General features: G+C 34.4%; 22 protein-coding genes. 2 read left to right on the top strand and 20 right to left on the bottom strand.

Translation table 11 applies throughout. The features are described 5' to 3' along the window. Positions 1 to 8: 8 nt before the first annotated feature. From ACHRV3_RS00540 to ACHRV3_RS00635, 20 genes are all read right to left on the bottom strand, one after another. Positions 9 to 2,036 (bottom strand): hypothetical protein, encoded by a 2,028-nt coding sequence (locus tag ACHRV3_RS00540; RefSeq protein ID WP_395434122.1) that lies wholly within the window; start codon positions 2,034 to 2,036, stop codon positions 9 to 11. 64 nt (positions 2,037 to 2,100) lie between these two features. After that, positions 2,101 to 2,847: a 3-oxoacyl-[acyl-carrier-protein] reductase gene (gene fabG / locus ACHRV3_RS00545; RefSeq protein ID WP_047775088.1), complete on the bottom strand. Its 747-nt coding sequence runs from the start codon at positions 2,845 to 2,847 to the stop codon at positions 2,101 to 2,103. Positions 2,848 to 3,110: 263 nt separating this feature from the next. Then, positions 3,111 to 3,335, bottom strand: a complete 225-nt coding sequence (locus tag ACHRV3_RS00550) for a hypothetical protein (protein ID WP_230001908.1) — start codon at positions 3,333 to 3,335, stop codon at positions 3,111 to 3,113. A gap of 85 nt (positions 3,336 to 3,420) precedes the next feature. Next, entirely contained in the window at positions 3,421 to 3,624 is a 204-nt protein-coding gene (locus ACHRV3_RS00555) for a hypothetical protein (RefSeq protein WP_230001909.1), read from the bottom strand. Positions 3,625 to 4,106: 482 nt separating this feature from the next. Then, positions 4,107 to 4,991 carry a hypothetical protein gene (locus tag ACHRV3_RS00560; RefSeq protein ID WP_395434123.1) on the bottom strand — a complete coding sequence of 295 codons (885 nt, stop codon included), beginning with the start codon at positions 4,989 to 4,991 and terminating at the stop codon, positions 4,107 to 4,109. Positions 4,992 to 5,133: 142 nt separating this feature from the next. Continuing rightward, positions 5,134 to 6,495, bottom strand: coding sequence for a DUF4302 domain-containing protein (locus tag ACHRV3_RS00565; RefSeq protein ID WP_047775093.1), 1,362 nt, complete (start codon positions 6,493 to 6,495; stop codon positions 5,134 to 5,136). 34 nt (positions 6,496 to 6,529) lie between these two features. Beyond that, entirely contained in the window at positions 6,530 to 7,390 is an 861-nt protein-coding gene (locus ACHRV3_RS00570) for a putative zinc-binding metallopeptidase (protein WP_230001910.1), read from the bottom strand. Positions 7,391 to 7,413: 23 nt separating this feature from the next. After that, complete coding sequence (locus ACHRV3_RS00575) at positions 7,414 to 8,895, bottom strand: RagB/SusD family nutrient uptake outer membrane protein (RefSeq protein WP_047775098.1); 1,482 nt, start codon at positions 8,893 to 8,895, stop codon at positions 7,414 to 7,416. A gap of 11 nt (positions 8,896 to 8,906) precedes the next feature. Next, on the bottom strand, positions 8,907 to 12,632 hold the full coding sequence (locus ACHRV3_RS00580; RefSeq protein ID WP_053004213.1) for a SusC/RagA family TonB-linked outer membrane protein: 3,726 nt from the start codon (positions 12,630 to 12,632) through the stop codon (positions 8,907 to 8,909). Between the two features lie 306 nt (positions 12,633 to 12,938). Next, on the bottom strand, positions 12,939 to 14,051 hold the full coding sequence (locus ACHRV3_RS00585; RefSeq protein ID WP_047775100.1) for a FecR family protein: 1,113 nt from the start codon (positions 14,049 to 14,051) through the stop codon (positions 12,939 to 12,941). Positions 14,052 to 14,140: 89 nt separating this feature from the next. Next, positions 14,141 to 14,752, bottom strand: a complete 612-nt coding sequence (locus ACHRV3_RS00590) for an RNA polymerase sigma factor (RefSeq protein WP_047775102.1) — start codon at positions 14,750 to 14,752, stop codon at positions 14,141 to 14,143. Positions 14,753 to 15,590: 838 nt separating this feature from the next. Beyond that, positions 15,591 to 16,019: a hypothetical protein gene (locus tag ACHRV3_RS00595; RefSeq protein ID WP_395425361.1), complete on the bottom strand. Its 429-nt coding sequence runs from the start codon at positions 16,017 to 16,019 to the stop codon at positions 15,591 to 15,593. Positions 16,020 to 16,154: 135 nt separating this feature from the next. After that, positions 16,155 to 17,027 carry a succinate--CoA ligase subunit alpha gene (gene sucD / locus ACHRV3_RS00600; protein WP_047775108.1) on the bottom strand — a complete coding sequence of 291 codons (873 nt, stop codon included), beginning with the start codon at positions 17,025 to 17,027 and terminating at the stop codon, positions 16,155 to 16,157. An 85-nt stretch (positions 17,028 to 17,112) separates the two neighbouring features. Continuing rightward, a complete protein-coding gene (locus ACHRV3_RS00605; RefSeq protein WP_047775109.1) occupies positions 17,113 to 17,475 on the bottom strand; it encodes a hypothetical protein in 363 nt (120 codons plus the stop codon). 1 nt (position 17,476) lies between these two features. Then, entirely contained in the window at positions 17,477 to 18,406 is a 930-nt protein-coding gene (locus tag ACHRV3_RS00610) for a UDP-3-O-(3-hydroxymyristoyl)glucosamine N-acyltransferase (RefSeq protein WP_395434124.1), read from the bottom strand. Positions 18,407 to 18,515: 109 nt separating this feature from the next. After that, a complete protein-coding gene (gene efp, locus ACHRV3_RS00615) occupies positions 18,516 to 19,082 on the bottom strand; it encodes an elongation factor P (protein WP_047775112.1) in 567 nt (188 codons plus the stop codon). A gap of 190 nt (positions 19,083 to 19,272) precedes the next feature. After that, positions 19,273 to 20,058 carry an acyl-ACP--UDP-N-acetylglucosamine O-acyltransferase gene (lpxA, locus tag ACHRV3_RS00620; RefSeq protein ID WP_047775114.1) on the bottom strand — a complete coding sequence of 262 codons (786 nt, stop codon included), beginning with the start codon at positions 20,056 to 20,058 and terminating at the stop codon, positions 19,273 to 19,275. 74 nt (positions 20,059 to 20,132) lie between these two features. Then, positions 20,133 to 21,521, bottom strand: a complete 1,389-nt coding sequence (locus ACHRV3_RS00625) for a bifunctional UDP-3-O-[3-hydroxymyristoyl] N-acetylglucosamine deacetylase/3-hydroxyacyl-ACP dehydratase (protein ID WP_047775377.1) — start codon at positions 21,519 to 21,521, stop codon at positions 20,133 to 20,135. Continuing rightward, entirely contained in the window at positions 21,514 to 22,557 is a 1,044-nt protein-coding gene (gene lpxD, locus ACHRV3_RS00630; RefSeq protein ID WP_395434125.1) for a UDP-3-O-(3-hydroxymyristoyl)glucosamine N-acyltransferase, read from the bottom strand. Before lpxD ends, ACHRV3_RS00625 begins: the two co-directional genes overlap by 8 nt. Positions 22,558 to 22,596: 39 nt before the next feature. Continuing rightward, positions 22,597 to 23,826, bottom strand: a complete 1,230-nt coding sequence (locus tag ACHRV3_RS00635) for an HD domain-containing protein (protein WP_047775118.1) — start codon at positions 23,824 to 23,826, stop codon at positions 22,597 to 22,599. A gap of 238 nt (positions 23,827 to 24,064) precedes the next feature. Here ACHRV3_RS00635 and ACHRV3_RS00640 point away from each other — a divergent pair, with 238 nt between their 5' ends. Beyond that, positions 24,065 to 24,562 carry a GbsR/MarR family transcriptional regulator gene (locus tag ACHRV3_RS00640; protein WP_047775120.1) on the top strand — a complete coding sequence of 166 codons (498 nt, stop codon included), beginning with the start codon at positions 24,065 to 24,067 and terminating at the stop codon, positions 24,560 to 24,562. Positions 24,563 to 24,582: 20 nt separating this feature from the next. Further along, positions 24,583 to 25,701: an efflux RND transporter periplasmic adaptor subunit gene (locus tag ACHRV3_RS00645; RefSeq protein WP_047775121.1), complete on the top strand. Its 1,119-nt coding sequence runs from the start codon at positions 24,583 to 24,585 to the stop codon at positions 25,699 to 25,701. Positions 25,702 to 25,707 lie beyond the last annotated feature (6 nt).

Genomic DNA, 25,707 nt, shown 5'->3' on the forward strand with positions numbered 1-25,707 from the left:
AGCTTACCTTATAATAATCCATTGTATTTTCTAACAAACCATTCGGTTGTCAGTAGAGCAACAAGTATAATTAGTAGCCAAATCCAATCAATAAGAGGTGTTTTTGTTGCAATATTTTTTTCGATCGATTTGTATTCTTTATTTTCTAAAAGTGTTTTTATCAATTCTGCTGACTGATCTTCAAAAAAGGCTTTTCCATTGGTTTGTAGAGCCAATTGTTTTAATTTTAAAACATCAGGATTTACAAATTGTTTTTCAATATCAAAATCTAAAATTTCAAAATGTCCGGAGTAACTGGTATTGGTGTTTAATTCTTTTACAGAAAAATTATACTTACCTGCCGTTAATCCATCCAAATTTACAGAAAAAGAATTGTTTCCTTTTAGTAAATCGTAGTTTTTAGTTTGTTTCGTTGCTGCGTTTGTTACACTTATCGCAAGTCTTGCTTTTTCATCGAACTCATAATTTTTATTAAAATATTGCGCATTGATGGCAATTGCTTCGCCAGAATTATAGAAACTTTCGTGTGTCACCACCAATGATTTTCTAGAGGTTGATGAAGCTAAAAACTGAACTATTTTATCGATAAAAACGTCATATTTTTCAAAAGACTGATGGTCTACATGACTTTGTAAACGCCATTTCCAACTGTTTTCTCCTAAAAGATAAGCCGTTCGTTTGCCTTGATTTTCAGCGAAAGCCAACAATGGTGCATTGGTACTTACATTTCTGATTTTTGAAGAAAGTAAAACCGAAACATTTCCATTAGTGGTTACGGTCCCAAATAAATTTTGCAAAGGCGGAAAATTTTCAAAACCAATATTATCAATAGCAAATAAATTAAACTGCGATTGGAACTCATTTAGATAATCTTCTTTCTGGCCGCTCATTTTGAAGACCAAATTTGACTGCTGCTGATTTAAGAAATTAAAATCAGTATTAGTTCCTGTAATAATAAAGGTATTTGTGCCTGCCAACTTATTAGTGTCGAAAATGGCTTTAAAAGCGGTTGTCGGTTGATATAAAACCAAAACAGAAACATCTTGTAATGAATTGATTTCGTTAGGTCTTACCAGTATTACTTTGCGTTGCGCATTAGACTCAATAGAACGTTTCAAAGCAGCAATGTCAGGATGGTTTATTGCCGAAACAATTGCTATTGTTGACTTTTGATCCATTACTTCAACTGCGAAGTTCTTGATGTTGTTGTAGCTGTTCTTCTCTTTTGCATTAGAAGAAATACTCGCTTTAAAAACTTGCAGTCCAACTTTATCAGCGGGTAATAGTAAATTGATTGTTGCTGTTTTTTTAGACGGTGAAAATGAAACTTTTTCTTTAGCAATAACACTGCTTCCCTGAACAATAGAAAAATCGGCTGTCGTATTTTTAGTTCCGGAATACTGAAGAAAAACTTCTACAGGGAATTTGTTTTTATGAAAAGCGTATTTGTTTACATTTAATTGATTGATTTTTAAATCAAAAAAAGTGGTCGTATCACCTACAATTACAGGATAAACCTTGTTTATTGGATCAAAACGATACACATAATCATTTCCGGTGGTTTGATTTCCATCTGTAATAATAACCGTTGGGAAAATAGTATTCCTGTTGATGCTTTTTAAGTTTTTGGCAATGGCATCTAAATTTGTCTGTTTTCCTTTAAAATCAAATTGTTTGGAAGGTTTTAAATCTGCATCAAATTGATACGACTGAATTTCAAATTTTTCCTGAAGTGCAGGATTTGAAACTAAATCCTGGTACAATTCGATTGCTTTTTTGTCTGATTTTAAAACCGGAATCGAACTGGAATTGTCTACTACGATTGCCAGAGGTGTTTTGGTTACTTCAAGAGTATTTTTAGTTACAATCGGATTAATCAATAAAAGGAGTATCGCAAAAATGGTCAAAAAGCGCAAAAAAGCCAAAAACAAATTCACTTTTGAATTGCTTTTGGCTTTATAAAAATATTGAAAATACGACAAAGCACCAGCTATTACTAAAGAAAGCAACAATAATAGAATCGTGTTTGTAGTCATATTTATAGTATTCGGTGACGGTTTTCAGTCTTCAGTAAAAACTGAAATCTGGACCGGAACTTTTTTAAGTTAACATTCCTCCACAAACATTTAAAACCTGTCCTGTGATGTAGGCACTCATATCTGAAGCCAGGAATAAACAAGCATTGGCAACATCTTCAGTAGTTCCGCCACGTTTCAAAGGAATTCCTTCTCTCCATCCTTTTACTACATCTTCGTTCAATTTTGCTGTCATCTCTGTTTCAATAAATCCTGGAGCAATTGCGTTGCAACGAATATTACGAGAACCTAATTCAAGTGCTACCGATTTTGTAAATCCAATTGCACCAGCTTTTGAAGCTGCATAGTTAGTTTGTCCTGCATTTCCAGATACCCCTACTACTGAACTAATATTGATAATTGAACCTGCGCGTTGTTTTAGGAAAGTTTTTTGAATTGCTTTTGTCATATTAAAAACAGACTTCAAATTAACATCAATTACCTGATCGAAATCAGCTTCAGACATACGCATTAACAAATTGTCTTTTGTAATTCCGGCGTTGTTAATTAAAATATCTACCGTTCCGAAATCAGCCAAAACTGCTTCGACAAAAGTTTGAGCCTCATTAAAATCAGCTGCATTAGATTGGTATCCTTTGGCTTTAACTCCTAAACTGTTCAATTCAGCTTCTAAAGCTTCTGCTGAAGCTACAGATGAACTGTATGTAAAGGCAACATTTGCGCCATGTTTAGCAAAAACTTCTGCAATTCCTCTTCCAATTCCACGACTAGCGCCTGTAATGATGGCAACTTTTCCTTCTAGTAATTTCATATTCAAAATTAAATTTAATATTTATTTGTAGCTGTTCCTGTTATCGATTCTCTCGTTTCTGTTTTTGAAGAAAAACAGAAAAAAGATTTTCATTTCTGGCAGCGCTATAAATGACTTGTCAAATATATGATAATTCCCTTTTTAAAAAAATAACAATCGTATAATTTATGGTCTCCCTCTTCTTAAGTACTTAATTGTTCGCTGAAAATAAAAATACCGTTCCAAAATTTGAAACGGTATTTTTGTTTTTTTAATAAACTTAATTAACACCCAAGTCCAACACAAGGATCATCTATAGGAAATGGATTCTCACGTATAATGTCTGCACATGGATAGAGCGGATAGTCTATACGATTCGCACCCGGAGGAGCATAGGTTTTACATTTTTCTACAGGTTTTGGGTCATTAGGACCTTTTCCTGTAATGTTTTTTTGTTCTTCGTCATTAAGAAGGTGGATTCCTTCTAAATTTAAAATAGTCTTTAACATAGTTGGTTTTTTGGTTAATTTTTAGCTATCAATCTAATGCGAACCCTGCATCATTTTTTTTAGGGTTCTACATTTTGAGACCGTGTTAACAAATTATACCGTCTACTGTTGCTGTGCATAGTGGTATTACTTCTTCCTCACGTGGAAGCATGATACAAGGTCCGTTGTATGTAAAAGGCGACCATGGCACCGTACATCTTATTCCTCCGCTACCGTTTCCGTTTAGGCTTTTCAGCTCTTCGCTGCTTAATACTTCGATTCCTGAAAAATTTAAAAAAGTTTTTAACATAATAAAATTGGTTGTTAATAGTTGGTTTTCTCAATCATTTTGTGTCCGTTGAGTTTCAGACATGAAACGTATTCTAATTGTCTTTTCTGCTGTTTTTAAATAAAGAACAAAGTCATATATTTTAATTTTTTCCTTAAAAAAAGCAGCTCAAAAGCGAGCTGCCTTAATTCAAAATAAAATAAAAAAAAACTAAAATATATGATTTTGCTTTGTTGCAAAAAACAAAATTGTCACTGCCACCGCTAAAATTAGCATCCTGTAAATAGAGGACTGAAACAGTGTAGTGTTATTAATTTTGTCATCTTTTCTCTGTTTTATGAGATTAACAATCATTACAGGAATGATCACTATTATGGACAAGTACAAATAATATCGGGTAAAGCCCGGGTAAAGTTCTGATATTGCTATAAGTATAATACCCCATAAAAAGAACACGGTATTTACTGATGTAAGATACTTTTTCACAATGCTTATTTTAAATATTAATTTGTTCTTTCTATATATTTACCATTAGAATCTGTCGTCCAGCAACTGTCTTTGTCACAATTCGTTGTTATTTTTCCAGTCGGAGGTTTTGGTTCGTCTGGATGAGAGCGAGTAAATGCACATGCCTTATAATCTTCCTTCGCCCTACTATCACAGCTTATTTTAGTTACCATACAATATGCTGCGGCTAATAATCCAGGGGCTAGTCCTGCGTATGCACCTGCAACAGCAAATACTGCACATGTTCCGAAATCACCAGCGCATCTCCTTATACTTGTATTAAAGGCACCTCCGCAATTTGGTCCTGCAACTACGCCGTAAGAAGGTATAATTACTTTTGAATCATAATTATCTTCAGCTGATGTGATACTACTGTTTAGAAATTGTACTTGTTCTTCTAAAGTAAGATTGAAAAACATTGGGTTTTCAATGATAAAAGCTTGTTGAATTGCAATATTTTTTTTTAGAATATTAATGACTTCTTGGCTATTTGCTATTCCAGCTTTTTCAAAAACTATCCTCAAATCATTTTCAGTTTGTGCAGCATTTAACATTTGCATTGCTTCAGTGTTAAAGCCCACATAGGTATTTTTGTTTAATGCAACTTCCATACTCTCGACAGATAAGAAGATTTGCTGGGAAAATGAATTTAGATTTTGTTCAACATGAATTGGCAAAACTCGCAAAGATTTATCCGTTTTTTTATTCTTTGAAGATTGAGTCGTGGTTTGATTTGTACCCGATTTAGTTATGGATTCGTCTCCAGAGGAGCAGGAATAAAGAATTGTTAGAATTAATGTGGTAATGAATGCAAATGAAAAGAATTTAGAACATACTAAACTTAAAAATTTGTTTTCGCTACCTTTTTTTAGTTTTGTCATGAATAAAGTTTTTTTTAACAATTAATACTATTGAGTATCTATTAAAACAAGGCTAATGGCATTCACATATTAATAAATAATGTCTTATGTAAATAAAAAGGTCGTCTCTAATTTGAGACGACCTTTCTCTGTTTTAAGTTAATTATTGGAATGAGTATGCAACCATTCTAAAAGGAGTTGATGTACTCGTAAAAGTATAACCACTATAACCTGAAACCTGCGCCTTGGCAAAATAAAGACCTTGAGGATTCATGAATTGATTATCTAACGCTTGCAGGAAAGATGGAGCCGCTATTGCTGGTGCTGTAGGTGCCGTACTTGATTTCCAAACTCCAGGGGTAAATGTAACCGTTTTCTTTGTGGCATCGGCAGTTAAAGTAAAGTAGTGGTATCTTCTGGCTACAGTGGCGCCACTGGCATTTCCGAATCTGTATTCAATAAAATTACTTCCATCAGCATTATTAAACCAAAGTTGTACTCTTGTAAGCATAAATCCGGCTGCTTGCTCTGAATCATTTAATAAAGTCAGGAATAACTGAGAGTTTGCTGCTTCACCTTTTGTTGTATTAAATATATAAGCGTATACATTATTTCCACTTCCAGGCAGTAATAGTTTGTAATCGTCTGTTAAGGCTAAAGGTGTGTTAGAGAATTTAATGGAAGCTGTTACCCCTCCTGTTCCCGTAGCAGTAAAACTTTTATCAGTATCATTATAGGTAAAGTCGGTTAATTTTTGACCTGCAACAACTATAGCAGGACTAACAGTGATTCCTGTTGGCGTATAAGCAACTCCTGTTCTGATAACATCTCCAGATCCGTCTAAAGCTGTTGAAATGGAATATCTGCTTGCTTGCGAAACAGAAAAGCTATACTTTTTAGTGGTAGTTCCGTCGTTAGTTTCCAGCAATCTGAAAAGTGGGCTACTGCTATTTCCAATGAAATTTTGTTGTGATATTGTATTCTTAGGTAAATCAGCCCAGTCTTGAGCAGTTGCTTTTACAAAACGAACATCTCTAACTAATCTGTTGGTTTTAAAAAGAATATCACCATTGGCTTGTTTTCCGTAGTATAAAAATTGGAAATCTCCTAAGTATCCTTTTCCTCTTAAAGCTGCAGTTGGAGCATTGCCTGAATCTGACAAAAGGTGTATTCTGTTAAAGGTAGTAAATACCACACTCATAGTGCTTCCTAATACCACATCAAACTGGCTTTCGTACGTTTTTGTATCGGCATTAAAATCGGATGCCATTTGTACTTTTCCGTCGTCAGTAAATTTAAACAAATGGGTAAAACCTCCCAATTGGGTGTCATCTGTAAAATACACTGCTTTCCAGCCAAATTCTGAAGAAAGTAAGGCTGTTCTCAACTCACTTTTCTGTGCGTTTATTCGCTCGACCGGAGTTTTATCAAAGATTTTTTCCGCGTCTGTATTATTGGTACAAGCACCCAAAGACATTGCTAAAAAAGCAAACATCGAGTACTTAAATATATTTTTTAGTTTCATAATATTACTATTTTAATTATACATTAACGGACACTTAGTTATTTACGACGTTGGTTGTATTTCTCTGCGCTGCATCTCTTAAAGCATAAAAGTCAATTCCGAAAGCATCTTTATAATACTGTACTACGATTGCTTCTTTTCTTTTCAATTTATCCCTTCCGTCAGCGCTTGTAATACTGGCAAGAATTGCGTCGTATTCTGCTACTGAACTTATCAATATAACAGAAGCTGTTTCAGCAAAATCTTCAGTAACATTGTTTCTTGCATAGTTCGTAACAAAACCTAGATTTCTTGAAACTGCAAGATTTTCTAAATGCCAGGTTCCTGTATAATCCCCTGGAGTAATTTTTTGCCAAGCTTGCTCGTCAAAAGGTTTGTTTTGATTTAAAATGTGTACATACTCATGTTGAATGGTATGGATGAATTCAGTAACATTGTCTCTGTTTTTTTGATTCAGATAATCTACTTCAAAAAGGGTGATTCTCTGACCTGAATCTGCGATACCAAGTGTTCTGGTTCCGTTTGAATTTGAATTTACTCCACCAACCAAAACAATTTCTCTTGGTGCGATGATTTTTACAAAATCAGCCCCTCCAACTTCTGAATAACTATCGATCCAGATTTGTTTAACGATATTTAAAGCTGGTTTAACTTTATCTACTAATGGAGGAAAAAGAAATCTGTTGTTATCGACTTTATTCTGATTCCATAAGTATTGTGCGTTAATATTATAGGGATCCAGGTAATTTGTTGTGATCCATTTGTCTAGCTCCGTTTTTGGAAGAGGTGAAAAATCCAATTGACTTTCCTTAGGTTGATCTTCATGAGCACAAGCTGCAAAAGTTAAAACTCCTGCAACAAGTATCATCGTTCTATATAGTTTAAATATTTTCATAGTATCTTAAATTTAATAAAAATTTATCTAGGATTTTTTTCTACGCCGTAGTTTGATGCACTTAGCGGTATTTGTAATGCTCTTCGTTTATCGTCTTTAACCAATGTGTTTACAGGTTTTCCTTGATCTTCACGGCTTACAACAATATTAAAACGTTTTACATCAAACCATCTTAATCCTTCATGAACAAAATCTCTTCTTCTGGCTTCGGTAAGCGCTTTAACATAAGAAGTTTGTACGTCTGTCATCGTATAGAACGGTGTTAACTCATCTGCAATTACAGGGTATCCTGCTACAACATCTGCTTCAGTAAGTTTATCTGTTGCGGCATTGTATCCGGCTGTTCTTGTTCCTAAAAAGTATTCCAATTCTGTGTTGGCATCTGCAATTCTGTTTTTCATAACAAGTGCCTCAATACGGTTTAGATAAAACTCATCATTAGACAAAAGTACGATTCCACAATAAGCAATTCCAATATTTGCCGTTAGATTTGTATATTTAAAATACTCTTCAAATTTTGGTGTAAATAAAGTACTGCTGCTGTTGTAGCTGTAAAAATCAAAAAGCCAGGCTTTTCCAAATGGATTTGTTCCATTAAAAAGTTCTCTTTGTTTCTCATCTGTCAAATAAAAATTACTACCATTTGCAGATCTTCCGACTAATGTATTTGGTGATCCAATTAATAAATTTGACGTAAGAGAAGATTTACTGTATTCGATAAATTGAATATCCGGAGCTAAACTTGACAAAGTTACATAATCTTTTAGTTTACCAACTGGTTTAGATCCTAATCCGCTTGAAACTTCAAGTACCTTATCCCAATCTCCTTTTATTAAATAGAAACGGCTGGCAAATGCTTTGGCTGCTTCTTTGTTGAAATGGAACTTTGGCTCTTTATAGTTATTCGATACGTATCTCAATCCTTCTTCAATATCTTGTTGAATGAAATCAAAAACTTCTTTTACGGTATTTCTTTTATAACTTTTCAGTAATTCTGTTTCCGGTTCTGTAACATAAGGAACCCCTAAATCTGTTGCAGCAGTAGCCGGATTATATCGGTTTGACCAAAAGGTAACCAACATAAAATGAGAGTATGCTCTTGCTAATAAAGCTTCTCCTTTTTGAGGATTTAAGCTAGTAGGATTTCCTAGTTCTTTAATGGACTGTAAAGCCTGATTAGCATGCGCAATAGCTCTGTAACAAGCATCCCAATAATTAGCCTGAGTATCTATATTGGTCTCGTCTTGCATTTCCCAATAGTAACTTTGTGTACTTTTTACACTGGCGTTATTTAATTCAGCATCGGCAACGTTATCAGACATCGTTTCTCCTAAATCCATATAAGAAGCCAGCGGGTATGCATTAACCAGTAACTCGGATATTTTTTCAGGTGTATCTATTTGAGTTCTGTTGTCGGGAACCTCTGACAAAAAATCATCACAGCTACTAACACCAACGAGCAGTAATAAGGCAGCGGTTATTTTTATATATTTTATGTTTTTCATAATCAACTATATTAAAATGAAAGGTTTAAAGTAAAACTGTATTGTGTTGTAATTGGGAAAGCTACGCCTCCTGTATTACGGAATTCAGGATCTTGTCCGTTTAATCTCTTATCAGAATAGATCAACCAAGGGTTAACTGCTGAACCTTTTAATGTAAAGGTACTTACGCCTAATTTTTTCTTGAAATCATTAGGGAATTCCCAGCTAAGTGAAACATTTTTTAGTCTTATGAAATCACCATCTGCAATTCTAACATCAGAATAATTATAAGTATTGTAAGCACGTCCAAGCGTATTAACTCCACCATAATTTGTAATCAAACGTTTGTCAGCAATAACCGGAACGTCTGTACGTTGTTCGTCACCAGGATTGATCCAACGATTCGTGAAATCTTTTGTAAATACAGCTAAATCATCATATTGACTGCTGAATGCCGGGTTTAAACGAACTTTGTTTCCACCTGATCCTACGAAAAACACATATAATGACCAGCTTTTGTATGTAAACGTGTTAGCTAGACCAATTGATTTGTTTGGCTCGATTGAACCTTCGTATTTCAAGTACTTAGTAACATTTTCAGTATCCTGGAAATTAGCTCCTGTTACTTTATCATCTTCACCATCCTGCATTACAAAAGTTGGTAATCCTTGATTATTTAAACCTGTAAATTGGTAAGAATAGATTGAATTTCTAGGACGACCAAGAGCATTTCCTCCATTTCCATCAACTAAATCAAATGCTGTAGGTTGATTTTCTAATTTTGTAATCTTTTGGTTGAACACAGAGAAATTAAGTGTTGTTGACCATTTAAATTTATCTGTAACAATGTTTTGAGTAGTAAAACCAATCTCAATACCTTTAGTTTCCATATTAGCATTATTTCCTTGCTTGATTTTTTGTCCTCCAATTCCTGAAGTAACAACAAAATCAACTAAATCAAATGCTTTACGGCTATAAACGTCTGTTGTAAATTGAACTCTGTTATTAAACATTCCTAAATCAACACCGATGTTGGTTTCGTACTGTTTTTCCCAAGTTAAATCAGAGTTTTGTAACTGCTCAATATCAATTCCTGTTTCTCTGTCTGGTATGCCTAGACGGTCTGTAATAAAACTTTTGTAGATCGCTAATGAGTTGGTCGCCGGACCGGCTGTTGCAGTAAGTCCATAAGATGCTCTTAAAGCTAAATTATTGATAGATTCTACATTTTTCATGAATTTTTCTTCAGCAACATTCCATTTTCCACTAAAAGTATAAGTTGGAAGCCATCTTGAAGAACCACTATTTCCTTGTCTGTTTGATCCGTCATAACGACCTGTAATCGATCCTGTATAACGACGATCATAAGTATATCCTACTTTACCAAAGAAACCAACTGTTCTTTCTCTTTCAGCACTTAATCCATAATAAGAGTTTCCTTCATTAATAATTTTTTCAATAAGTTTTGGATCAGTAAAAGCGGTTAATCCTCTGTCGTATTGAAGTCCTGCAGCAGTAAAATTATCACTGTTTCTGTCCAAAGATCTTAGCTCTGTACCGAAAAAGCCTTCTAATTCATGCTTTTCATTCAAAGTATTTCTGTACGTTACACTGTTTCTGATATTGTAAGAAGTCAGGTCGTTAGTGAATTTTCTCAAGAATCCACCATTAGGTAATACAGAAATTGGTTGTGCTGTTAAATCGTTCGGATCTTTATATAAAAAGATGTTAGCGTCTCTAACGATTGTGTTTGCGCCATCTGCACCATATTCTGTACCCGCTTTGTAAGCTCCTACTACATTTGAATTTTCGTAAATTTTGTGCTCTCTTGAAGTATTGGCATAACGAGCAGAACCTGTAAGATTATAACTTAAATGTTTGTTGATTTTATAATCTAAATCCAATTGAAAACGGATGTCTTTTACTTTAATTTCTAAAACATTGTTTTGCAATTCGTTAATAATATTCATTGGAGCCCAGTTGTTTCTGTAGTACTCTAATCCACCTGCGTCATTATAAGGACGAAGTGTTCTGCTCGTACTTAAAACATAATTGAACGGGTTAATATCAAAATCTCTGGTAACGTTACCGAATACAACATCTTGTTGGCTTTCGTAACTTCCCGGAGCGGTTTGATCACGAACAGAAGCTAAGGTAGACAACGTGATGTTTAATCTGTCGTTTACATAAAAAGTTCCTTTAATATTCGATGATAATTGTTTTACACTGTCAGCAATTGTCCATCCCGGATCTGTGTAATAACCCAATGATGCATAAAAAGTATTGTTTTTTCCACCACCTGAAAAGCTTAAAGAGTGATTTTGTGTAATTGAAGGTCTGAATAAAACTTTGAACCAATCTGTGTTTCCTAATTCATATTTTTTCAGAAACTGATTCATATAAGGTTGCTCGTTTCTAACCCCGAACTGTCCATTTGATGTATTGTAGGTGTTAATTTCTTTTGAAAGAATATTGTAAACCCCACCATATCTACCCTGAAGAGTTGATGGCATGTCAAGAAAACCTTTTTGTTCCATTTCTTTTAAAATACTCATAGATTCCTGAGAATTTAAAATATCATACTGTGTGTAACTTGGAACTGTTCTAACTGTATTTTCAACAGAATAACTTACTTTTAAAGGAGAATCTCTACGTCCTTGTTTTGTTGTAACAACTACAACTCCATTTAATGATCTTGAACCGTAGATTGAAGTAGCAGATGCATCTTTCAAAATTTCAATACTTTGAATGTCATTTGAGTTTAATCCCGCAACTGCAGAACTCAACAAAGTTTCAGAGTTTCCTGAAGCTAAATCTGCAAATGAAATGTTGATGATATCTTCTTGTACCACACCATCGATAACCCATAATGGTTTTGTATCACCAAAAATGGAAGAAGATCCACGAACTGTAATTTTAGGAGCAGTACCAAATGTTCCGGTAACGTTCTGAACCGTTACACCCGCCGCTTTTCCTTCAATCATTCTACTGATATCTACAACACCGTCTACTTTTAATTCAGTACCCGAAATTTTACTGATTGCTCCTGTAAAAGTTCTTTTTGATGTTTTTTCGTAACCGGTAGTTACTACAACCTCTTTTAAGTTCTGTCCTGCTTCGTTCAAAACAATAGTTGGGGTAGTATTCGTTATTCCAATTTCTTTAGTCTCCATACCAACATAAGAAATTACTAAAGCGGTACTATTTGCCGGCATTTCGATAGAGAAATTACCGTCAAAGTCCGTCAATACAGCTACTTTTGATCCCTTAGCCAATACGGTTGCACCAGGTAACGGAACTCCACTTGGGTCCGTAACTTTACCTCTAATGATTGGTCCCGGAACCAGAACATCAAATAATGAAGCCGGAGTTTCTGCACCTGAAAAAATATTCTTGCTGCTTTTTTGCAATATAATCTGATTGCTAATTTCAGCGTATGAAATATTTAAGGGTTCCAGAATTCTCGACAAAATTGCCGATAAGGTCTCATCATTTGCTTCTATACTAACTCTTTGGTTGAGTTGTGTTATTCTTGAATTATAAGAAAACTTAACCTGAGCCGATTTTGCAAGTTTAGACAATGCGTTATCCAAAGTTAAATTTTCAACTGTAATTGTAACTTTGGTGTCTAGTTTCTTTTGTCCATTTATATCGTTTGCCATAGCAACACTTGAAAAGATAAGTGCTAAGACAAACTGAAATAGTGTTATTTTCATGATTCGATGGAGTAATCGTTGTTTAACAACTGGTTTTTTCATAATTTTGGTTTGTTTTGATTAATACTGTTTCGTGCGTATTCTAAGAAACGACTGAATTATTCTTTACAGAGAACAATTCAACTTTAATGAAGTGTCGATAATGTTACAGCATTTCGACACTTTTTTTTTGCATTCTACTATTTACATAGGCATTCTTTTGTTTTTTTTGGTTATTTTATTTTGGTTTTGGTTGTTTTTAAACTTGTTCTATTTAAAGAAATCCTTTATCTATTTTTATTTTTCTATGGGATTATTCAGCGAAAAATAATTTCTCAAAGCCATGAAGACTTTAATACAAAAAATAGATTAATTACATCCTTCAGATAGTATGATAATCTGGTTTCCATTCATTTCAAAGCTGGTATTATTACCGATACTTTTGCATACAATTCTTAACTTCTCCGTCAGAGGCTGATCGCTAAGCGAAGTGGTAAGATGACACTCCTTTAATTTGTCTTTTGGATAATCGATATCAATCAGATAAGCCTGCTCGATTGTTTCAAAAATTTGAGCGACCGGTATGTCGGTAAATTCAAAACTTAATTGTTCGATATTACCAACACTGCTTACCAATGTTTTGTCCTGAGTAATATTGGTGATTTTGTTAAAAGTTAAATCACTTCGTTGAAAACGCAATGCCTGATTAGGGAGTAAAACGACCTCCCTATCCGACATCGATACTAATTCATTCGATTTAACCTTAACTTTACCGGTGCGAACGAGAACTTCTACATTTGGCTGATCGGAATAAGCTTTAACCCTAAAGCTGGTTCCAACAACTTTTGTAACAATTTCGTTTGCGTAAACGAAAAAAGGCTTTTTAGGATTTTTACTAATTTCAAAGAAACCTTCGCCGGACAAATACACCTTTCTTTCGTTTCCGGTAAAGATTTTAGGATAACTTAATTTACTATTGGGTTGTAATAAAACGGAACTTCCATCTGATAATGTGATGATTTGAGGTTTGCTGGAATTATTTGTTTGTTCCACCAATCCTTCTTTATTGTCATCAATTAGTTCATTGTAGGTAACAACTTCATGACTTGTGCTTGAAGTGCTTTTGTAAAACCAAACCGACATTAAGCAAAAAAATAATGCGGCAGCAACTCCAGCTAAAAAATATTTTTTTAGAAAACTAAATGTATTGTTTTGAGTGGAATCAATTTGATTCTCTTTTTTTTCAATTTTGCTCCAGGTATCCTGCAACGCTTTGTGAATATCGGAATTGGATAATTCTGAATTTGGTGCTTTCATTGCAAGCAAAAACAATCTTGCATCTTCAACCAATTTCGCACGTTGCTGATTTTCTAAAGTCCATTCTTCCCAACCGTCCTCGTCAATTTGAGAGAGGATCCAGGACTGGAATGATTTATCAGATAAAAAATCTTCTATTTCGGTATATGTACTACGTTCTTGCATCTGTATTTGAGGTTACAAAGACATAGAGGACAGTACTCTTATTATATACTCACCAAATTGTGATTTTTTTTATATTTTTAAAAATAAAATTAAAAAGTACTTGAGGATAGTAGTGCAATTATAGAAAAAGTACCTTTCCATTCCTTGCGAAGCGTAAGTAAACCGCGGTACAAGAGATTACTTGCAGACTGATAATTGACATCCAACATTTCTGCGATTTGTTCAACTGTAAGTCCTTGATGGTATCTAAGATACAAGGCTTCTTTTTGTCTTACCGGAAGATTATTTAATAATTCATTTAAATGCGTCACTTTTGCTCTTGTAGTATCATCGTCATCGTCGATAAGTTCATGCTCCACCGAAAATTTCAATAAAAAAGCTACAGAATCAGTACTTGCCGCTTTGCGAAAGATGTGGTCTCTTTCGTGTAAACGTGCAATTCTTTTACGAACACTTGATAATAAATAAGCTTTTACAACAACAGAACTTTGCAAGCTGTTCCTGTAGACCCATACATCAGTAAACACATCTTGTATGCAATCCTGAACTTTCTCGGCAAAGGGCGAAAGTGAATTACCGTAATTAACCAAATCTCTGTAATACCTTTCGAATAGTAATGAAAATGATTTCTCATCGCCTTCTTTCAGGTTAGTCCAAAGCGTAATGTCATCAAATGGGGTTTGTAAAATTTTGGTTTTCATAACTTGGTTTTGGCATAGAATTATTGATAAAGAGTACTGTTAGTTAATATCAAGAAGATACTTTTTTAACATTATCTTTTAACTTAATGCTCTAAATGTATAAAAGCAAAAATTTAAAACCAATTTTTTTACAAAAAAGAGACGGTTTCCTAATACAGGAAAACCGTCTCTACGCCTTTATTTTAACGAAGTTTTAACTATTTTGGGACGCAACCATTTTTTTTACTTTTTTTTAATTGTGAGATTTTACTACAACTTATTCTTTAATCAACTAAAATCGCTAAATGTTTCTGCTGAATTTTGTTTTGTACTTTTCGAAGAAATAATTCAATCGTTCTTTTTGGATATTTTGCCTTAGATCTTTACTGAATTGGCTGTAATTTTTGATCAAGACTGAAAGTTGCAGAGTAGTAAAAATTAAAGATTGGTAGTGTTGAAAAAAGTAGAAATCCATTTTAATCCTAAAAATTCTATTTAACTCTTTTTAAGTTGTTTAGATTCCTCGTTTTCGTGACCATCTTCATCATTCTGCCACTGATTAAAAGGATTTACACAGATTTTATAAATCATTTTAATCCTTTAATCTGTGGCATTTTTCTCGCTCATAGAGGTGCCAAGTTAGCAGCTCTTTGTCAAAGTCACAGACGTACTTTTTTGAAATCTGTGGCAAAGAAGTAATTCGAGTAAATTGGTGCAATTCGTGGCAAAAGATTAAAAAAAAACTGAAAACACAAACGGCTTAATCACAATGTATTGCAAATTAATTATAGAGTAAAAAAAAAGTCCCACTAAACAAATAGTAAGACTTTAAGTCAAATTGTATTAAGAATAGAATGCCTTAGAAAGCTACATTCCATCTAGGTAATTTTCCATTTGCATCTAAGAAATTTTGTAAAACCTGTCCTTCTACAGTTGTTGGAATTCCTTTTACTTCTGCAGTAAAAGTCTCATACCAAACCACTTCCAGAGCAGTGATATTTTCTAATTTCATTTGTGCAGGCCAAGAATATTTTCTACCTGTTTTTGCAAATTGGTGTCCGTTTACGATTTTGTCGTATAAACCGCCATTTTTGCTTTTTAGAGTTCCGTCATTCTGAACAGTTCCGGTAGAACCAACCATAATTAACTCTTTTGCATCTCCTTCAACAGCGTAAACAACAAAAACTCCTGCTCCTGATTCCGGTGCGTTACAAGCTTGTTCTAGGCTATCTTCTACAGTAAAAGTAAAGCTATTGCTTACTTTAAACTTTTCTAATTCTTTGTTCATATCTCTCTTTTTAAGCGTCTAAGTTTCTGAGAAACTAAGCTGCTAAGCTTTAATTTATCCTCTTTTTAAAAATGTAAAAAAGTCTCAACACGAATTGAGACTTTTTTGGAATTTGTTATTTTGAATATTTGGAGATTATCCAAGTATTTCTTTTACTTTTTTACCAATTTCAGCTGGTGAATCAACAACGTGAATTCCGTTGTCTCTCATAATTTGTTTTTTAGCAGCAGCTGTATCATCAGAACCACCAACAATAGCACCTGCGTGACCCATTGTTCTACCAGCAGGAGCAGTTTCTCCAGCGATAAAACCAACAACTGGTTTACGGTTACCATCAGCTCTTACCCATTTAGCAGCATCAGCTTCTAATTGACCTCCAATTTCACCAATCATGATGATAATTTCAGTTTCTGGATCGTTCATTAATAATTCAACAGCTTCTTTAGTTGTAGTTCCGATAATTGGATCTCCACCAATTCCGATAGCTGTAGTAATTCCTAAACCTTGTTTTACAACCTGATCAGCAGCTTCGTAAGTTAAAGTTCCTGATTTAGATACGATACCAACAGTTCCTTTTTTGAAAACGAAACCTGGCATAATACCAACTTTAGCTTCTCCCGGAGTAATAACACCTGGACAGTTTGGTCCGATTAATCTGGAATTTCTTTCTTTAACATAATTATTTGCTTTAATCATATCTGCAACAGGAATTCCTTCAGTAATAGCAATAATTACTTTAATTCCAGCATCAGCAGCTTCCATAATTGCATCAGCAGCAAAAGCCGGCGGAACAAAAATGATAGATGTATCAGCTCCAGCTTGCTCTACAGCGTCTTTTACGGTATTAAAAACCGGACGATCTAAATGGCTAGTTCCACCTTTTCCAGGAGTAACACCACCAACAACATTAGTACCGTACTCAATCATTTGAGAAGCGTGGAAAGTTCCTTCGCTACCTGTAAATCCTTGAACAATTATTTTGGAATCTTTATTAACTAAAACACTCATGATATATATTTTATGTAGTTTTTAAAATTGTGATGCAAAAATAAGGTTTTGTAATGTATTTTACCCTTTTTGTCATCAAAAAATATTAAGAAAATTGACTCATTTGGAATCCTCGATATAATTTGTCGTCTTTAATCTGCCAAATGGTAGAAAAATGAGCCAACAACATCTCCTCTCTTGGGTTTTCAATCGTTTTAACGTAATGAGAATAACGTATTGATACTAAATCATCTTCGGCAATAATATGGCTTATTCGGACTTTAGACCGCACATAAGCACGACTTAATTCATTGGCCATTCCTAGTAAAGAATCATAATTCATCAAAATTAGCCCTTTACTGCTATTCCAATCTAACAAGACTTCCGGATGCAGATAGATTTTCATGATTTCGCTATCAATCAAGGCATCGGACTTATAAAATTTTTGAACAAATTCTTTTATAGACATATTACTTCAATTTATTTAGAATTTCGGGAATCTTTTTGATATTGGCTAATTGCTTCAATTTTTCTCTTGATTCTTCGATTGGAGTTCCGAAATAAGATTTCCCTCCTTCAACCGATTTTGTAACACCTGTTTGTCCCATAATAACAGCCTTAGTTCCAATCGTGATACCACTAGTGGTGCCCACTTGCCCCCAGATTGTTACTTCGTCTTCAATAACAACACAGCCGGCAATACCGGTTTGTGAAGCGATCAGACATTTTTTGCCAATTACAGAATCGTGTCCAACATGCACCTGATTGTCAATTTTAGTCCCCTCCCCGATTGTGGTATCTCCTGTAACACCTTTGTCAATTGTGCAAAGGGCACCAATACCAACATTGTCTTCAATCACAACTCTACCGCCTGAAATCAACTGATCGAAACCATCTGGACGTTTTTTGTAATAAAAAGCGTCAGCACCTAGAATCGTTCCAGCATGGATAATTACATTATCACCAATAACGGTATGATCGTAAATAGAAACATTAGAATGAATCAAACAATTCTTTCCAATTTTTACATGATTTCCAACAAAACTATTAGGTTGAATGTGCGTTCCTTCTCCAATGGTAGCAGAAGTGGAAACCGCTACGTTTGCAAATTGAAAAGGTTTAAAGTGTTTGGTCAGGGTATTAAAATCTCTAAAAGGATCATCAGAGATCAAAAGTGCTTTTCCTTCCGGGCAATCTACTTTTTTGTTGATTAAAACAATTGTAGCCTCCGATTGTAAAGCTTTATCGTAATATTTTGGGTGGTCAACGAAAACAATATCTCCCGGTTCAACAACATGTATTTCATTCATGCCTAAAACGGGGAAGTTTTGGTCGCCTATAAATTCGCACTCAAGCAAATTTGCAATTTCTTGTAAAGAGTGAACTTTTGGAAATTTCATATTTTTTAATTAGATAATTTGCCAATTGGATAATGGGATAATGTGCTGGTTAGAAGATAATAAACTTGATTATCTCATTGACACATTATCCCATTATCTAATTAATATACTACTCTTTTACACGCTCCATGTAAGAACCTGAAGCGGTATCAATTTTAATTTTATCTCCTTCGTTGATGAACAAAGGAACGTTTACATTTGCACCCGTTTCTACAGTAGCAGATTTAGTTGCATTAGTAGCTGTATTTCCTTTTACTCCCGGCTCAGCATAAGTAACTTCAAGAATTACAGAAGATGGCATGTCTACAGATAAAGGTAAGTCAGTTTCAGTATTTACCTGAACCATTACACTTGTTCCTTCTTTTAATAAACCCGGTGCATCCAGGATGTTTTTATTCAAAGAAATTTGCTCGAAAGATTCTGTATTCATAAAATGAAATTCATCTCCTTCAGCATATAAAAATTGGTAATTATGCGTCTCTACACGCACATCATCAATTTTATGTCCTGCAGAAAAGGTATTGTCTAATACTCTTCCTGTAGTTAAACTTCTCAATTTTGTTCTTACGAAAGCAGGACCTTTTCCAGGTTTTACGTGAAGAAATTCAACAATTTTATAAATATCGTGATTGAATTTGATACACAATCCGTTTCTAATATCTGATGTAGATGCCATTTTTTTATATTTTAGATTTAAGAATGTAGATTTTAGATTCTTATAAAAAGAACCAATCTCCCTTTTTTATATTTTAGATTTAAGAGTTCAGATTTTAGATTCTCTGAAAAGAATCAATCTGTCTTTTTGGATTTTAGAGTGTAGAATTTCATTATCTAAAATTCTACATTCTAAAATCTAAAATCTTAAATTAGTAATTACCTGAATAACCTTTCATAATTCCTCTTGATGAATTTCTGATAAAATCAAGAATTTCATCTCTCTCAGGAGTGGCTTCCATTTCGGCTTCAATAATGCTTAAAGCCTGTGTTGTATTGTAATTTTTTTGGTATAAAATTCTGTAAATTTCTTGAATTTCTCTGATTTTATCGGTGCTAAAACCTCTTCTTCTTAAACCAACCGAATTGATTCCCACGTATGATAACGGTTCTTTTGCTGCTTTTGTATAAGGTGGTACATCTTTTCTTACCAAAGAACCACCGGAAATCATAGCGTGATCTCCAATATGGATAAATTGATGAATAGCTGCTAAACCTCCAATTACAGCATGGTTACCCACTACAACGTGACCTGCTAAGGCAACTCCGTTTACAATAATAGCGTTATTACCAATTTCGCAATCGTGAGCAATATGCGCGTAAGCCATAACCAAACAATTGTCTCCTAAAGTCGTTTGCCCTGAAGCAACAGTTCCTCTATTGATGGTTACACATTCTCTGATCGTACAATTGTCACCAATAATAGCCAAAGAATCTTCTCCGCCAAATTTTAAATCTTGTGGCACAGCAGAAATTACAGCTCCGGGAAAAATATTACAATTTTTTCCGATACGAGCGCCTTCCATAATGGTCACATTTGAACCGATCCATGTACCGTCACCAATAATAACATTATTGTGGATTGTTGTAAAGGGTTCAATTACAACGTTTTTAGCGATTTTAGCGCCAGGATGAACATAAGCTAATGGTTGATTCATCTGTCTGTTTTATATTTTAAATTAAAATAGTCTGATTTGGGCAACAAACCTAAACAATAATTTTGATTAAACTATTATTGTTTTTTTACAATTTGTGCCATTAATTCTGCCTCAGTAACTAATTTTCCGTTTGCGTATGCGTTTGCCTGCATATGACAAATTCCTCTTCTGATAGGAGAAATCAATTCGCACTTGAAAATTAAGGTATCTCCCGGCAGTACTTTGTGTTTGAACTTAACATTATCAATTTTCATGAAATAAGTCAAGTAGTTTTCCGGATCCGGAACGGTACTTAGAACCAAAATCCCTCCTGTTTGTGCCATTGCTTCAACAATTAGAACTCCCGGCATTACCGGTGCTTCAGGAAAATGTCCAACGAAAAAGTTTTCGTTCATAGTCACATTTTTCAATCCTACCACATGACGATCAGACATTTCGATGATTCTGTCGATCAACAAAAATGGAGGTCTGTGAGGCAACATGGCCATGATTTTGTGAATGTCCATCAAAGGCTCTTTGTTCAAATCATAAACAGGAACGTGATTTCTTTGTTCAATTTTAATGATTTTTCCAATTTTCTTAGCAAACTGAGTGTTCACATAGTGACCAGGTTTGTTCGCGATAATTTTCCCTTGAATCCTAACACCAATTAAAGCTAAATCACCTACTACATCTAATAATTTGTGACGTGCAGCTTCATTAGGATAGTGTAAAGTGAGATTGTCTAAAACGCCATTCGGTTTTACTGAAATTTTATCTTTACCAAAGGCTTTCTTTAAATTTTCCATTGTAGCATCAGAAATTTCTTTATCTACATATACAATAGCGTTGTTTAAATCACCCCCTTTAATTAATCCGTTTTCTAATAAAGATTCTAATTCATGCAAGAAACTAAAGGTTCTTGAATTTGAAATTTCGTCTTTAAAATCAGCGATACTTTTCATAGTTGCATTTTGAGTACCTAATACTTTAGTCCCAAAATCTACCATTGCAGTAACTTGATAATCGTCGCTTGGCATAACCAAGATTTCGCTTCCTGTAGCTTCATCAGTAAACGAAATAACTTCTTTTACTACATAAACATTACGTTTAGCGTCTTGTTCTTCGATTCCTGCATTTTCTATTGCTTCAACAAAATATTTTGAAGAACCATCCATAATAGGCAGTTCTGAAGCATCTAATTCTATAATAACATTATCCAAATCACATCCAACTAAAGCAGCTAAAACATGTTCCGGAGTTTGAATTTTAACTCCTAATTTTTCAAGATTTGTGCCTCTTTGTGTATTAACAACATAATTAGCATCAGCCTCAATGACTGGTTGACCTTGCAAATCTACTCTTACAAAAGTGAAACCATTATTAATTGGAGCTGGTTTAAAAGTCATTGTAACTTCTTTACCAGTGTGTAATCCAACTCCTGTTAGTGAAATTTCATTTTTGATGGTCTTCTGTTTAACCATTATTTCCATTTTTTGGGTTTATTATTTGTTTTTTTAATTCTTCCAGTTCGGCTACGATTTTAGGCAAGTTCTTAAAATGAACATACGATTTACTAAAATCACTTAAACTAAAGGTTGGACTTCCTTGTAAAACTTCGTCGTCCTTAATATTTCTGGCAACGCCGGATTGCGCCTGAACTCTCACATTATTTCCAATAGTTAAGTGGCCTGCTATACCAACCTGCCCACCAATCATACAATTTTCGCCTATTTTTGTAGAACCGGCAACACCTGTTTGCGCTGCAATTACGGTATTTTTACCAATTTCTACATTGTGTGCGATTTGAATCTGATTGTCTAATTTAACTCCTTTTCTAATAATTGTAGAACCAAGTGTAGCTCTGTCAATTGTAGTGTTGGCGCCAATATCTACATTGTCCTCCAGAATCACATTCCCGATTTGCGGTACCTTACTGAATACTCCTTCTTCATCTGGAACGAAACCGAAACCATCAGCCCCGATAATAGTACCGGAGTGTATCGTACAATTATTCCCAATTACAGTTTCAGAGTATATTTTAGCGCCGGCAAAAATATAGACATTATCGCCAATAACAACATTATCGCCAATAAAACTGTTTGGGTAAATTTTTACGTTGTCTCCTAAGACCACATTCTGTCCTATATAACTAAAGCTGCCTAAGTATAGATTTTCGCCATATTTAGTGCCTTCAGAGATAAAAGAGTTTGCTTCAATTCCGTTTTTATTCAATTTTACCTGATTGTAAAACTGTAATAGTTTGGAAAAAGAGGCATAGGCATCTTCTACTTTTATTAAAGTTGTCGTAATTTCTGCTTCGGGTGTAAAACTATCGTTAACAATGGTTACCGTTGCTTTTGTTGTGTATATGTAATTGATATACTTTGGATTAGCTAAAAAAGTCAGCGACCCTTCCTCACCTTCTTCGATTTTAGATAAGTGAGAAACTTCTGCAAGGGGATTCCCAACAACTTCTCCATCTAAAATTCCTGCTATTTGTTCTGCTGTAAATTTCATCGCGACAAAAATATAAAAAATAGATTTTAAATGTTAATTTTAGATAAGTTGTTTTGGAAAACAGATGTAATATTTTGTTACCAATTTAGATAACGACTTCAAATTCAACTGATCAGAAGCTTCGACAACATCTTCAATTGTTTTATCTTTTTTCAAAATTCGTATAGGCTCTGCTTCTTTGCTGTAAGCCTGATTTTTTATTTTTCCTCTGAAAATAAAATAACCAGCTTCTAATAAGGAAACATTATGTTCTTGTGCAAATTCTTCTTTTAAAGACTGAGATTCTTCCATCGGAATTTTATCTGCACTGAGTTTTATCTTTAATAAATCTCTGTTAATTATCATTTTGCTTAAAGTAGACAATATAAAATCGTCGTGTTTCTGCCAGGCTTTTAAAGCACTTATAATATCAAAATCGTCCAGTTGAGAAAATAAATCTAACTTTTCAGCATCGAAATTTTCGAGTGTAATTTTGTTTTTCATAAAATACAAAAGGGGTTCACTGCAAGGCAATGACTGTCCTTTTAGGACCAATTCTTTGGCTCTCTTTAAAACTTTCATTAGAATTAATTCCGCTACCAGACTAGTTTTATGCAAATAAGCCTGCCAATACATCAATCGTCTTGAAAGTAGGAATTTTTCAACAGAGTAAATTCCCTTTTCTTCAATTACCAAAACACCATCCACGACATTCATCATTTGAATCAATCGTTCCGAATTGACATTTCCTTCTGCAACTCCGGTGTAAAAACTGTCGCGTTTTAAATAGTCCATACGATCCATGTCTAATTGACTTGAGATCAATTGCAACATGAACTTTCTGTGGTATTCTCCTTTAAAAACCTGAATTGCCAAACTCAATCTTCCGTCAAATTCCTCGTTTAACTGATTCATAAACAGCAATGAAATGGCTTCGTGATTGACATCTTCGACTATGCTTTTTTCCATAGCATGTGAAAATGGACCATGACCGATATCGTGTAATAAAATCGCGATGTACAAGGCATTCTCTTCTTCAGACGAAACCACTACTCCTTTAAAACGAAGTGTTTCTACGGCCTTTTGCATCAAATGCATACAGCCTAAAGCATGATGAAAACGGGTGTGATTGGCACCGGGATAAACCAAATACGAAAGCCCCATTTGCGAAATACGTCGCAAACGCTGAAAATAGGGATGCTGAATTAAGTCGTATATGAGCTCATTCGGAATTGAAATGAAGCCATAAATGGGATCATTGAATATTTTTAACTTGTTAATTGAAGTCACAATTTGGTTTTTTTATAAGACAACAAATATAACTAAATTACTACTTATTCGGTTTTTGTTTGCATTCAAAAAATAAAACAATTTTAGTACTGCAACAAAAGTGTTTTTATCCGAAGGATTGCGAAGTCTTTTAAGGACTCATTTAACGCATTTTTTAGGTAACCTAAATTTAACACAAATTTAAGTTCGGTTGGTTCTGTAAATAACGAACCAAAATCTATCTTTGCTCAAAAAAAAGATGAAATCGATTCAAAAAGAGAGAGAAGATCTCATAGAATCTTTCGGAGTTTACTTCGAATCATTTTATCACATGTCACCATTAGGTTCCAGAATCCTTGGATTACTAATCGTTGACGGTATAAAAGAGGGCTTGACATTTGAACAATTGGTAGAGAAAACCGGTGCCAGTAAAAGCTCTGTTTCCACGAACCTGAACTTGCTTCTAAAAATGGAAAAGATAAACTACTTTACGATACCGGGAGACCGGAAAAAGTACTACAAGTCTTCTCCGTTTAGCGAGCGATTAAACAGTTATCTCAAGATTATTGCTTACGAAAGAAAAATCATTGATAAGATGCTCTCCTATCGTGAAAAAACGATGTCAAGTCCGGAAGAGCTAATAAATCTGGACAATACCAGAGCTTATAAAGCGCACGTAATAAAAGTTGAAGAACTGATAAAAGAAACTATATCTGAATTTACAGAAATAGAAAATCCGTCAAATCCCCATAAATAATTAATTCAAATTAAATAAGTATGAAGCATATTTCATTTTCTCTGTTAGCCATTATGCTAGTTTTTGCATCCTGCAAAAAAAAGGAAGAACAAGCACCGCCTCAAGGCCCTGCTCCTTTTCCGGTTAAAACTGTTACAATTCAGAATGCGACGGTATATCAAGACTATACTGCCAATCTTGAAGGGCAACAGAATGTGGAAATACGTCCAAAAGTAAACGGATTTATTCAAAAAATATATGTTGATGAAGGTCAGGTTGTAAAAAAAGGACAATTGCTTTTTAAACTAGAAACGCAAACGTTAAATGAGGATGCTTCTGCAGCAAAAGCCGCTGTTCAGGCTGCCCAGGTTGAAGTAGACCGATTGAAACCTTTGGTGGATCGCAAAATCATTAGTGTGGTGCAATTGGAGACCGCAAAAGCGAAATTGGCTCAGGCAAAAAGTACATACGGAAGCATTGTGGCTAATATTGGTTATGCAACAATTTACTCTCCGGTAAACGGTGTTATTGGCGGATTGCCTTTCAGAGAAGGGAGTTTGGTTAGTGCTACTAACGAAATGCCACTGACAACGGTATCTGACACCAAAATTGTTCGTGCTTATTTCTCTATGAATGAAAAGCAATTGTTGTTCTTTAATAAAACATTTAAAGGAGCTACAACTGCCGAAAAATTAAAAGCAGCTCCTTTGGTTTCCTTGATTTTAGTTGACAACTCAGAATACGATCAAAAAGGAAGAATTGCAACGATGAACGGTCTGGTGAATGCACAAACCGGAACGACACAATTCAGAGCTGAGTTTGCTAATCCTGAAGGGATTTTAAGAAGTGGAAGTACCGGTATTATTCGTTTACCTATTGAAGAAAAAGATGTAATTCTGGTTCCTCAAAATGCGGTTTTCGAGGTTCAGGGAAAACAGACTATTTACGTGGTGGAGAAAGGCAATAAAGTAAAGTCGAGAATCATTGAAACCAATGGGACGACAGAGTTGAACTATATTGTTTCTTCAGGGCTTAAAGAGGGTGAAATTGTTGTAATCGAAGGAGCGTCAAAATTAAAAGACGATGCAGAAATTACGCCACAACAAGCCAAAGATGAGGCTGTAACTACAGCAAATACAAATTCTTCCGCTAAAAAATAATAGTAA

The organism is Flavobacterium sp. FlaQc-49 (assembly GCF_044005985.1).
Classification (GTDB): domain Bacteria; phylum Bacteroidota; class Bacteroidia; order Flavobacteriales; family Flavobacteriaceae; genus Flavobacterium; species Flavobacterium cupriresistens.